Below are 12,255 nucleotides of genomic sequence, written 5' to 3'. Positions count from 1 at the left end.
GCAGTCATGGGCCAGGACATCTTCCTGACAGTGATGAAAGACGCGCTGATGACGGTATTGCTGCTGTCCGCGCCGGCCTTGCTGGTGGCCATCGTGGTGGGCTTCGGCGTCGGCCTGGTACAGGCGCTGACCCAGATCCAGGACCAGACCCTGCCACAGGCAATCAAACTGGTCGCTGTCATGCTGGTGCTGCTGGTACTCGGTCCGCTGCTGGCGAGCCAGGTGGTCAACCTGGCCGGGCAGATGCTCGACAACTTTCCCGCGTGGACACGCTGACGGTGGCCCATGCTCGGTGAGCAACTGGCAGGGTTCTTCGACCTCGCCTACCCCCTGCTCAGCGCCTTCGGCATGGCCGTGGCCCGCGCCCTGGGCATGATCATCATCACCCCGGCGTTCAACCGGCTGGGCCTGACCGGCATGATCCGCAGCGCGGTCGCGGTGGTGGTGTCGATTCCGATCGCCCCGGACATCTTCATCGCCCTGGCAGGCGAGCAGGCACCGTCGACCCTGATGTTGATGGCGCTGCTGATCAAGGAAATGGTCATCGGCGTGGTCATCGGGTTGATCTTCGGTATCCCGTTCTGGGCCGCCGAGGTCGCCGGCGAGCTGATCGACCTGCAACGTGGTTCGACCATGGCGCAGCTGCTCGACCCGCTGAGCTCAGGCGAATCGAGCGTCACCTCGACTCTGCTGAGCATCACCTTGATCACGCTGTTCTTCATGTCCGGGGGGTTCACCCTGATGCTCGACGGGCTGTACCGCAGCTACCAGTTGTGGCCGGCACTGGCAGCGGCGCCGGCACTGGGCGCGAACAGCGTCATGGAGATCGTCGGCGTGTTGGACAAGGTCATGCAGATCGGCGTGCTGATGATTGCCCCGGTGGTGATCGCCATCCTCACCGCCGACCTGCTGCTGGCCTACCTGGCACGCATGGCGCCGCAGCTGCATGTGTTCGACCTGTCGCTGTCGGTGAAGAACCTGCTGTTCTCGTTCCTGATGGTCGTCTATGTCAGCTTCATGATTCCCTACATGCTCAGCCAGCTGGGCGCGCTGCGCGGCTGGTTCGACGTGGTCGAGTCGACGGTGCAGGCCGGCCTGCAGACAGGTGCGCCGTGAGCGAGCAACCCAGTGAAGAGAAGTCACTGCCCGCCTCGCAGAAGAAACTGCGCGATGCGCGCAACAAGGGCCAGTTGCCGAAGAGCCAGGACATGGTCACCGCCATGGTCATCCTGACTTGCAGCCTGTACCTGATCAGCGTCGCCGAAGGCCTGCAGCAACGTTGCATGGCCTTCGTCGAGCTGGTTGCCCAGGTCTGGAGCGAACCGTTCGCCCTCCTCTGGCCACGGGTGCAGAGCACTGCGGTAGACCTGTTGCTGAGCGTCACCCTGCCGCTGCTGGCGGTGACGGTGATCACCGTGGTGCTGAGCAACCTGGTGACAATGGGCGGCCCGGTGTTCAGCGCCGACCCGATAAAACCCGAGTTCGAGCGCATCAGCCCGGTCGCGGGGTTCAAGCGGATCTTCTCGTTGCGCAGCCTCATCGAGCTGCTCAAGGGGCTGTTCAAGCTAGGCGCTTTGACCGTCGTCTTCGTCCTGGTGTATCGCGCCGGCATGCAGAGCCTGATGCAGTCCTCCGGCTGCGGCGCCGAATGCGTACGGGCTTCGTTTGTGGAAATGTTCCGGCCGCTGCTGGCCACCGTGATCATCGCCTTTGTGTTGGTGGGCGGGCTGGATGTGCTCATGCAGCGGTGGCTGTTCGGGCGGGAAATGCGCATGACCAAGAGCGACCGCAAGCGCGAGACCAAGGACAGCGACGGCGACCCCCTGATCCGCCAGGCGCGCCAGCGCCAGCGCAAGCAGATGCACGCGCTGGCCACCAAGCGTGGTCTGCACAACGCCACGCTGGTGATCGGCGAAGCGGGCCAATGGGCGGTGGGCCTGCGCTACATCCGCGGCGAGACACCAGTGCCGGTGATCGTCAGCCGCGCGGGCGCGGAGGAATCGACAGCGATGCTGGAACAGGCACGCGCGCTGGGCATCGCCCATGCCGTGAACGCGCGGCTGGCGCGTCGCATTGCCGTGCGCGCGGCCGGCGACGCGGTACCGGATGCCACGTTCCAGGAAGTGGCCGACATTCTGGTCGGTGCACGGCTGATCTAGGCGGTGACCCAAAAGTTAAACACTCGGGCTGTACGGTAGACATTCGGCGTCTGTCTGGCTGTCGCGCCGCGCTCATTCACCTCACAAGGAAGCAAGTCGATGACCGATACCCTTCAGCCTGCCACGTCGACCGATCCGGTCGCACCGCAAACCAATCCCGAGCTGACCTTCGATGCCTTGATCGCGATCGCCAAGAGCATCGCCCAGCAGCAGCCCAAGCCTCTGCCCATCGAGAACCCCGCAACCCGGGAGATGATCGAGCTGCAGGAAAAACTGCACGACGCCAGCGTGCTGCGCACTGAAGAGGCACCGAGCCTGGATCAGGTGCGCACCATCGAACGTGACCCCAGCAACCCGGACGTGCTGATGGTGTACAAGCATGACGACAGCGTGGTGGTGGTTACCCGCGAGTTGACTCCAGAGGCGTTCGATACCCTGGACGACATGGGCAAGACCCTGGACGGTATCAAGACCAGCGAAGACGAGGGTTACCAGCAGGTCAAGGACAACCCGTTCACCGACGCCGACATCGACGGCGCGACCATCGGGGTCAAGGACGAGGTCGGTCCGGGCCTGGTTCGCGCCGAGGTGTTCGATGCCGACGGCGGCAGTCGCAAGGTCATCGTGTCGAAAGAGAGCAATCCGCAGCTGTACGAGCGCTTCGTCGCCGTGGATGAGGGCCGCCGCAACGACGACGGCAAGCTGGACGATGCGCGCAAGGACGCCGACCTGCCCGCCATGACCGAACTGGATGTGGGCAATCTGGAGACCGGCACGGTCGACCCCAACGATGCGAACCGCAAGCTCACCGTCAGTGAGCAGACCTGGCAGAACCTGATCGCGCAATGGAAAACCGGCGTGGAGGATGGCAGCATCGGCAAGGATGACGACCGCGCCAAACTCTACACGGCGTTGCGCGCGCAGGCCGCCAGTGACGGCGGTCTGGACATGGTGGTGCTGGACATGTCCATGGGTCAGAACACCGCCAAGGTCAGCGGCGACGATCTGTCGTCGATCATCGACCGGGTCAAGGTCGACGAACGCACGGCCGAACTGTTCGGCGCCGAAAGCGTGCAGAAGGACTTCCAGGCGCAGCAGGCCAAGTCCCTCGACGCCCTGCCGGACAAGACCGCCGTGCGCGAAAAGCTTGAAGGCATGGCGTTCTCCGAAGACTACTCGCGCTACATCGCCGACCTGAAGAACAGCGGCAAGGAAGGCCTGGCCGAAGCCGACATCAGCAAGACCTACGCCGCCCTGGCTGCCTTCGATCCAGAAAAGGCCGCACAGTTTTCCCAACACATGATGATCGACGCGACCACCATGGACCTGGACAAGCTGCTGGCCGATCCGTCGGGCATCAACGATCAGAACACGGCGCTGGCCACCCAGGATACGATCAAGACGCTGCTGACGGCCCTGAAGAAAGGCGGCGTGGACATCCCTCGACGTACCGTGGAAACCGAACGTTTCGTCCAGGAATTTCTCGGCAACAAGCAAACCGCCAAAACCTTCGCCAGTGCCTTGAAGGAACTAGGTGCCACGTTCAGCCAGAACGGCACGGTGACCCAGACCGATATCGAAAAGGTCATGGGCAAGGACGTCTACAAAACCCTCGGCGAAGGCGCCCATGGCAGCATGCTGCGCACCCTGAGCGAGCTCAACGGCAACGGCGTGCTGGGATCGGCCGGCGGACTGATCTCCCTGGCCTCGGGTATCTACCAGCTGGTCGGCAAGGGCGGCAGCCTGGCCGATACCCCGGAAGAGCGACTGGCCATCGCCAAGGACATGGTCAGCGTGCTCGGCGCCGGCCAGCACTTCGTCAATCTGGGCTCCAATATCGTCGACAGCGTGCGTGGCACTCAGGTCAACCAGATGCTGGGCCTGGACAAGTCGCTGCCGCAGATCTTCGGCAAGGACCAGCCCCAGGGCGGCGGGCGGCCGTTCAGTGTGGTGGAAGGCGATCTGAAGAAGCTGTTCGAGGACTTCAATGCAGCCGTCGATGCAGCGCCGATTGACGACAAGAAGAAGCTGGCGGAAAAACTCAACCTTTCCGAAAACAACATGAAGACCCTGACCGAGGGCTTCCGCGACGGCTTCGCCAAGAATCCCGGGCTCGTTGGCAGCACGCCAAGCACCCGCGCGGTTTCGGCTTTCCTGCGGATCATGGACGCCGGCGCCAATACCTTTACCGGTGTCGCTGATCTGGTGCTGGGCGGTCTCAAGATCAAGAGCGGGCTCAACAGCAATGACCAGACGGTAGTCGCACAGGGCGCGATCACCGTGGCCGCCGGGGCCTTCAACGTGGCCGGCGGGGGTGCGCAGATGGCCGCGCTGGTGGGTTCCAACGTCGCCAGGGCGTTGACCGGGCCACTGTTGTGGGCCGGTGCTGCCCTCACCCTGGCGCTGACGCCGTTCCTGATCGTCGAAGACATCAAGCACAACAACCGCATGGATGACCACCGCGATGACCTGCAAGCGCTGTTTGCCGACCTGTCCGAACAGGGTCTGCTGACCGAAGATGGCGACAAGCGCTTCGAATTCCTCGACACCTACATGTACAACTACGGCCAGCGCGACGCGCCCGACGATAAAAGCATCTTCGAGTATCGCGACGGCGAGTACGCGTTCTACGCCGAGGAAGGTCATCTGCCGGAAGAAGGCTTCGACGACGTCAAGCATGACGACTACAAAGGCGACGGCGAAAACCTCGACACCCGCCTGGACCGCGTAGGCTGATCACGCACCGACCGCCCCCACATCAGATCGCGGTCCTCATGTGGGAGCGGTCATCGGCCGCGAAAGCCGTTACGCGGTATGCCTGATGCACCGCAGCGCCCCCTTCGCGGCCACGGACCGCTCCCACGTTCGATCGCGATCCGTTTTTCTCCAGGCGAACCCCCAAAGCGGGGGTGCTCTTATGTTGTCGTCTGGGTAACGAACGACGATGCTGCGGTGCTGCTCAGCCAAGTCCCGGCGGCAGCGGATGAAGGTCTGCGTTACGCCCCGCCTTCGCCACCTGCCCCGGCATTTCATGCCCAAGCAGCGCTGGCAAGGTGCGGGAAAGGTCGAGCAGACGGGGCAGATCGATGCCGGTGGGAATGCCCATCTCCTCACACAGGTTCACCAGGTCTTCGGTGCAGATGTTGCCCGAGGCACCCGGCGCGAACGGGCATCCGCCCAAACCACCGAGCGACGCATCGAAGCGCCGCGCACCGGCTTCGTACGCCGCCAGAACGTTGCTCAATCCCAGGCCGCGGGTATTGTGGAAATGCAGGGTCAGCGCTTCGGCGGGCAACTGTTCCAGCACCCGCCGGACCAATGCGTAGACCTGGCGCGGGTTGGCCATGCCCGTGGTGTCGGCCAGGGTCACGCCCTGCATGCCGAACCGTTGGTAGTCATCGACCAGGCCCATCACCACGCGTTCATCGATAGCGCCTTCGAACGGGCAGCCGAAGGTCGTGGCGATGGTGCCATTAAGGCTGACCGACGTACCGCGGGCCAGCTCGAGCACTTCGGTGAAGCCTGCCAGGGATTGTTCACGGCTCATTCGCATGTTGGCGCGGTTGTGGCTCTGGCTGGCAGACAACACCAGGTTGAGTTCATCCGCCTTGGCGGCGAGCGCGCGCTGCGCCCCCTTGAGATTGGGAATCAGCGCCACGTAGGTGACACCCGGCTGGCGGGCGATGCCATGGAACACCTGTTCGCCATCGCGCAGGGCCGGAATGGCCTTGGGCGAAACGAAGGAACCGGCCTCGATGCGGCTGAAGCCCGCCAGCGAAAGCTGGTCGATCAAGGCAATCTTGTCTGCGGTGGCAACCCAGGTCGGCTCGATCTGCAGACCATCACGCGGCGCCACTTCCTGAACGACGAGACGTTGCGAGTAGTCGTTGATCATTGCACGATCCCCTCATCCTTCAGGCGCTGGATAGCGCTCTCGCTAAGGCCCAGCTCGGTCAGCACGGCCTGGGTGTGCTGTCCCAGGCTCGGCCCCTGCCAATTGACCACACCCGGCGTGGCGGAGAGCTTGGGCACGATGCCGGGCATTTTCGTTGCCACGCCACCGGGCAGCTGCGCATCGAGAATCATATCGCGGGCCTGATAGTGCGGGTCGGCGACGATATCGGCGACCGAGTAGATGCGCCCGGCAGGCACCTCGGCGCTTTCCAGTGCCTGCAACACATCCTCGATGGGGCGCCGGGCGCTCCAGGTACTGATGGCGCCATCGAGCAGATCGCTCTGCGCAGCTCGGCCATCGTTGTGCGCGAACGCCGGGTCGTCGCCCAGATCGGCTCGACCGATGGCGTTCATCAGGCGCTTGAAAATGGGATCGCTGTTGCCCGCGATCACCACATAACCGCCATCGGCAGTCGGATAGGTATTGGACGGAGCGATACCGGGCAAGGCGCCGCCGCTGCGCTCGCGCACATGGCCGAGCATGGCGTACTCGGGCACCAGGCTTTCCATCACGTTGAAGACGCTTTCGGCCAGGGAGACATCGACCACCTGACCGTCACCCTGACCGGTCTTGACCCGCAGCAACGACATCAGCGCGCCCATCACCGCATGCATGGACGCCAGCGAATCGCCCAGGCTGACCCCCACCCGTGCCGGTGGTGAGTCCGGGTGGCCGGTGGTGTAGCGAATGCCGCCCATGGCCTCGCCGATCGCGCCGAAACCTGGCCGGTCGCGATAAGGGCCGGACTGGCCATAGCCGGAGATGCGCACCAGCGTCAGCTTGGGGTTCAGTGCATGCAAGACGTCCCAGCCCAGGCCCAGTTTCTCCAAGGCGCCGGGACGCAGGTTCTCGATCAGTACGTCGGCGCTTTCGGCCAGTTGCTTGACGATCTCGATGCCTTCGGCAGACTTGAGGTTCAGCGCCAGAGATTTCTTGTTGCGCGATTGCAGGTACCACCACAACGAAGTGCCTTCGTGGAGTTTTCGCCACTTGCGAAGGGGGTCGCCCTGCCCCAGGCTTTCGATCTTGATCACCTCGGCACCGAACTCGCCCATCATGCGCGCAGCGAACGGCGCAGCGATGAGGGTTCCGATCTCGATGACACGGATTCCGCTTAGAGCAGTCATGGAGCAGCCTCGATGTCTGTTGGAAAAGGATGATCTGCGATGCGGCGCAGGGGACATGGCGCGCCACTCAGTCCTGATTGACGCCCTCGGTCAGTTGCTGGTCCTCGCCAAGGAAACCGCCGCTCTGGTGCTGCCAGAGCCGTGCATAGATACCGTTTTTCGCCAGCAGTTGGGCATGGGTGCCCTGTTCGAGAATGCGCCCCTGGTCCATGACGATGAGCCGGTCCATGGCGGCGATGGTCGACAGGCGGTGGGCAATGGCGATCACGGTCTTGCCCTGCATCATGTGATCGAGGCTTTCCTGGATGGCCACTTCGACTTCCGAGTCCAGCGCGCTGGTGGCTTCGTCGAGCAACAGGATCGGCGCATTCTTGAGCATCACCCGTGCAATTGCCACGCGTTGGCGCTGGCCGCCGGACAGCTTGATGCCCCGCTCGCCCACCAGGGTGTCGTAGCCGCTGTGGCCCTGACGGTCGCTCAGCTGGCTGATGAACTCATCGGCCTGAGCGCTGGCGGCCGCACTGCGCACCTGTTCATCGGTGGCATCGGGACGGCCATAGGCGATGTTGTCGCGAATGGAGCGGTGCAGCAGCGAGGTGTCCTGGGTCACCATGCCGATCGCGCTGCGCAGACTGTCCTGGGTCACATGGGCGATGTTCTGCCCATCGATGCGGATCTCGCCGCTGTCGACATCGTAGAAACGCAGCAGCAGGTTGATCAGCGTCGACTTGCCCGCACCCGAGCGCCCGACCAGGCCGATCTTCTCGCCCGGACGGATGTCCAGGCTCAAACCGTCGAGCACCTGGCGTTCGCCGTTGTAGTTGAAGCTCACGTTGTCGAACGTCACCGCCCCGCCGGAAGTCGTCAGCGCACCTGCGTCGGGCGCGTCCTGCACCTTCGCCCCGCGGGTCAGCGTGCCCATGCCATCCTGCAGCGTGCCGATGTTTTCGAACAACGAGGTCATCTGCCACATGATCCAGTGCGACATGCCATTTATGCGCAGCGCCATGGCGGTGATCGCCGCGACGGCGCCGGTCCCGATTTCGCCCAGATGCCAAAGCCACAGCGCGTAGCCACCGGCAGCCATGAGCAAGCCGACTACCAGCGCCTGGTTGACGATCTCGAACTGGCTGACCAGGCGCATCTGGCGGAAGCCGGTGTTCTTGAAGTCTTCCATGGCCGCGCGGGCGAAGTGCGCCTCGCGGTTGGAGTGGGAGAACAGCTTGACCGTGGCGATGTTGGTGTAGGCATCGGAAATGCGTCCGGTCATCGACGAACGCGCGTGGGCCTGCTCTTGCCCGACCTTGCCCAGGCGTGGCACGAAATACAGCATGGCCAGGCCGAACAGTACCAGCCAGGCCACGAACGGCAGCATCAGCTTCGGCGCAAAGCCACCGGCCAGGGCGATGATGGCGATGAAATACACGCCGATACCCGGCAGAATCTCGATCAAGGTGAACAGCACGTCGCGCACGGCCAGGGCGGTCTGCATCACCTTGGTGGTGACCCGCCCGGAAAACTCGTCGGAGAAGAACGACAGGCTTTGCCGCAGCATCAGCCGGTGGAAGTCCCAACGCAGCCTGAGCGGCAGGTTGATCGCCAGAATCTGGTGCTGGACCATGGTGCGCAAGGCGACCAGGGCGATGCTGCCCACCATCACCAGGCCCATGCCCCACAACACGCGGCTTTCCTGGGCAGCGGCATCGCCGCCCTGCTGCCAGGTGGTGAGCAGGTCAACGACCTGGCCAAGAAAGGAAAACAGCCAGGCTTCATAGACCGACACCGCAGCGCTGAGCACCGCAAATGCCAGGATATAGCCGCGCGCACCGCGGGTGCAGGCCCAGAGAAAACGGGCCAGGCCATCGGGTGGCGGCGGTACTTCATCGGGAGGGAAAGGGTCGAGCCTTCGTTCGAATGCACGAAGCATGGGGGTCTCCATCGGAATCAAGTGGCGCAGATTCTGCCACTTAATGGCGCACTCGTGGGTTGCGATGGGCGGTTTTGCGAAGAACGGTGCATTCGGCAGGCGCGCGCGGCGTGTAATCCACTAGCTCGCCAGAGCCTTCAATCCCCAGAGCACAGCCATTCCGACCGCCAGGGTCAGCACCGTGCTCTTGAACTTCCAGGCCACTACCGCGGCGGCGATCGCCGCCGGAATCTGCGGATTGTCCAGCACCGGTGCACCCTGTCCGTTCGGGTAGATCACCGCCGGCAGCACCAGCGCGGCGAGGACGCTGGCTGGCACGTAGCGCAAGGCGCGACTGAGCAGCTCCGGCATGCGCCAGCGGCCGTGCAGCTCGACGAAGCACAGACGCATGGCGAAGGTCCCCACGCCCACAGCAACGAACAGCGCCCACAGGCCCAGGTCGCTCACGAGGCTCGCTCCTCAGGGTCGGCGCCAGCACGCGAGGCCACCCGGTCGCGCCAGGTTTCGATGGCGAGGCCCGCAGCGATGCCACCCACCGCAGCGATGACCAGTCCAAGGTTGTAAGGCAGGTTCACCGCCAGCACGGCAAGCACCCCGCCTACCACGGCCGCGCCCAAGGTCGCCGGACTGCGGATGCCAGGCACCAGCAGCGCCAGGAAGGACAAGGGTATGGCAAAGCTCAATGACCAGCTCTGCGGGATGCTCGCGCCCAGGTACACACCTGCCAGTACCGAGACCTGCCACGCCAGCCACATGCCCACTGCGGTGCCAGCGTAGTAATGGTGAGCATGGCGGCCCAGTTCCCCGCTGTCGAACTTCAGTGTGCACAGCGCGTAGGCCTGGTCCGACAGCAGGTAGCACAGCGGCCAGGTCCAGCGCCGCGGCAGGCCGTGAAAATGCGGCGCCAGCGACGCGCTGTACATGATGAAGCGCAGGTTGATGATCAATGCCGTAGCGACGATCGCCACGGGCAGAACACCGACGTGCAGCAGCTGCAAGGCGACCATCTGCGCTGAACCCGAGTAGAAGAGCAACGTCATGCCGATACTGGTGCCCGGCGACAGACCCAGCTCGACCGCCATCACCCCAGTGACCAGGCCGAACGGAATCACCCCAGGGGTCAACGGCAGCAGTGCACGTATGCCCTGGATGAACGCTTGGCTTGCACTCGGGAAAGGCATTCAGGTTCCTCGGCTGGATATGATCTCAGGCCTCAGCAAGACACTTCGCGTGCGGTCTGTGCGACGGCAGTGGCACCGCCTTCGCGCTCGATCCACTCGATCAGTCGTTCGCTGGCCATCGGCGCAGCAATGAAGTAACCCTGCCCCTCGTCGCAACCCCAGCCTTTCACTGCGTCGAAACTGGCCTGGTTCTCGATGCCCTCGGCCACCACCTTGTAGCCCAGACGCTGCGCCAGATCAATGAGTGTGGTGACCAGGCGACGATCCTTTTCCTGGCTTTCGATGTCCTTGAGCAGCGAACGGTCGAGCTTTACCGAGGTGGCAGGCAGTTCGCGCAGGTAGGTCCAGTTACTGTAGCCGGTACCGAAGTCGTCAATGGATATCTCGATGCCCAGCGCACGCAGGCGGGTCAGCTGGTTCCGGCATTCGGCGGGGTTCTTGATCAACGCGCCTTCGGTGAACTCGATCTCCAGGGTCGCAGCCTCGACGCCATAGCGTTCCAGGGTCTGGATCAGCCGGTCGGTGAAAGCCGGCCCCTCGAGATCGCAGGGGCTGATATTGATCGCGACCTTGAAGTCGTACCCCGCATCGCGCCAGTGCCGGGTCTGCTTGATGGCCGCCTCGACCACCCACACGCTCAACAGCCGGATCAGGTCGGTCTTCTCCGCCAGCGGGATGAATTCGTCCGGTCCTATCGGCCCCAAAGTCGGGTGGGTCCAACGCAACAGCGCCTCGACCGCGCAGCAGCGTCCGCTGGCGAAGTCGATGCGCGGCTGGAACACCAGGCTCAGTTGCTCGGACTCTTCCAGGGCGTACGACAATGAACTGAGCAGCACGAAGGCACGTTGCTGGGCGATGTCCAGTTCGGCCTGGTACCTGGCCCAGCCGATCCCGCGGTCACGCGCGTAATCGGCGGCACTGACCACCAGACGCACCCAGTCACGGTCGTGGATCGTGTGGCAGTCCAACTCGAGCGCGCCCATGCCGATCTGCGTGCGAATGGGAATCCCGTCATGTTCGACCGGGGTGGCGAAGGCCGTGGAAAACCTCGCGTACAAGGTCGCCAGGCATTCGTCCCGCGGCTTGATGAATGCGAAACGGGTGAGACCGATCCGGTACAGCACGCAGTCGTGTCCGATCAAGCCCGCCACGCGACGGCTGATTTCGCTGACCAGACGCTGGGAAAACGAATAGCCCAGCGCCTTGACGATATCGTTGACGAAACTGGGCGAGAGGAAGTCGACCGCGATCAGCAACGGCTCTTCCCTCGCGCTCAGGTGCCGATGGATGTCGTCTTCCAGGCGAATACGGTTCATCAGGCGGGTGGGCCGGTCGATGAACGAGTCGGCGCGCAGGTCGTGCAGCCGGTGCACCACCAACTGCGCCAGGTGCCGCAGGCTCGCCCGCTGGCCAGTGGACATCGGCGCGCGCGGCTGCTTGTCGATGACACACAGACTGCCCAGGGCGTGACCGTCATCGGTCAGCAGCGGCACCCCGGCGTAGTAGCGTATGCCCGGCGGTCCGGTGACCAGCACGTTGTGTCGAAACCGGGGGTCGTGGTGGGTGTCCGGCACTTCGAAGAAGTCGTCGACCAGAATGGTGTGACCGCAGAAGGACACATCCCGCGGCGTGGATGAAACGGTGATGCCGACTTTCGCCCGAAACCACTGCTGCTGTTCTTCGAGAATGGAAATGAGCGCTATCGGCGCGCCAAAGACTTCAGCGGCCAGCGCCACGATCCGGTCCAGCACCTCGTCGTCGACCGCATCGCGGTAGCAGAGCTCGGCTACGCGGCGAACGCGCTCGCGCTCGTTGTCCGGGAAAGGTGGAGCGAAGTGGGTCATCACGGTATTCATTGCCCGATGGTCAGTCGCAAAGGGAGGCACTCAAGACAAGGCTGCATCCC

At 63.8% G+C, this 12,255-nt stretch carries 10 protein-coding genes; 4 read left to right on the top strand and 6 right to left on the bottom strand.

Features of this window, described 5'->3' with window-relative positions; genetic code table 11:
• Positions 1 to 6 precede the first annotated feature (6 nt).
• From IFT98_RS02940 to IFT98_RS02925, 4 genes are all read left to right on the top strand, one after another.
• Positions 7 to 276, top strand: a complete 270-nt coding sequence (locus tag IFT98_RS02940) for an EscS/YscS/HrcS family type III secretion system export apparatus protein (RefSeq protein WP_122741901.1) — start codon at positions 7 to 9, stop codon at positions 274 to 276.
• Between the two features lie 9 nt (positions 277 to 285).
• The gene (gene sctT, locus IFT98_RS02935) at positions 286 to 1,116 is read left to right on the top strand and encodes a type III secretion system export apparatus subunit SctT (protein WP_192047380.1); all 831 of its coding nucleotides are present in this window, start codon (positions 286 to 288) and stop codon (positions 1,114 to 1,116) included.
• Complete coding sequence (locus IFT98_RS02930) at positions 1,113 to 2,159, top strand: EscU/YscU/HrcU family type III secretion system export apparatus switch protein (protein WP_192047381.1); 1,047 nt, start codon at positions 1,113 to 1,115, stop codon at positions 2,157 to 2,159. Before sctT ends, IFT98_RS02930 begins: the two co-directional genes overlap by 4 nt.
• Positions 2,160 to 2,258: 99 nt before the next feature.
• Positions 2,259 to 4,895 (top strand): hypothetical protein, encoded by a 2,637-nt coding sequence (locus IFT98_RS02925; RefSeq protein WP_192047382.1) that lies wholly within the window; start codon positions 2,259 to 2,261, stop codon positions 4,893 to 4,895.
• 223 nt (positions 4,896 to 5,118) lie between these two features.
• On the opposite strand, the gene IFT98_RS02920 is transcribed toward IFT98_RS02925, so the two are convergent.
• The 6 genes from IFT98_RS02920 to IFT98_RS02895 form a co-directional block, all read right to left on the bottom strand.
• Entirely contained in the window at positions 5,119 to 6,054 is a 936-nt protein-coding gene (locus IFT98_RS02920; RefSeq protein WP_192047383.1) for a hydroxymethylglutaryl-CoA lyase, read from the bottom strand.
• A complete protein-coding gene (locus IFT98_RS02915) occupies positions 6,051 to 7,241 on the bottom strand; it encodes a CaiB/BaiF CoA transferase family protein (protein ID WP_192047384.1) in 1,191 nt (396 codons plus the stop codon). Before IFT98_RS02915 ends, IFT98_RS02920 begins: the two co-directional genes overlap by 4 nt.
• A gap of 67 nt (positions 7,242 to 7,308) precedes the next feature.
• Positions 7,309 to 9,168 (bottom strand): ABC transporter ATP-binding protein, encoded by a 1,860-nt coding sequence (locus IFT98_RS02910; RefSeq protein ID WP_122478667.1) that lies wholly within the window; start codon positions 9,166 to 9,168, stop codon positions 7,309 to 7,311.
• A gap of 120 nt (positions 9,169 to 9,288) precedes the next feature.
• A complete protein-coding gene (locus IFT98_RS02905) occupies positions 9,289 to 9,615 on the bottom strand; it encodes an AzlD domain-containing protein (protein ID WP_185793653.1) in 327 nt (108 codons plus the stop codon).
• Entirely contained in the window at positions 9,612 to 10,349 is a 738-nt protein-coding gene (locus tag IFT98_RS02900; protein WP_185793654.1) for an AzlC family ABC transporter permease, read from the bottom strand. The genes IFT98_RS02905 and IFT98_RS02900 overlap by 4 nt, the downstream gene beginning before the upstream one ends.
• Positions 10,350 to 10,381: 32 nt before the next feature.
• Positions 10,382 to 12,193: a putative bifunctional diguanylate cyclase/phosphodiesterase gene (locus tag IFT98_RS02895; RefSeq protein WP_192047385.1), complete on the bottom strand. Its 1,812-nt coding sequence runs from the start codon at positions 12,191 to 12,193 to the stop codon at positions 10,382 to 10,384.
• Between the last annotated feature and the right edge of the window lie 62 nt (positions 12,194 to 12,255).

Source organism: Pseudomonas sp. CFBP 8770, assembly GCF_014841705.1.
Lineage (GTDB): Bacteria > Pseudomonadota > Gammaproteobacteria > Pseudomonadales > Pseudomonadaceae > Aquipseudomonas.
The sequence above is the reverse complement of the archived record's forward strand: the minus strand, read 5'-3'. Positions and strand labels throughout refer to the sequence as shown.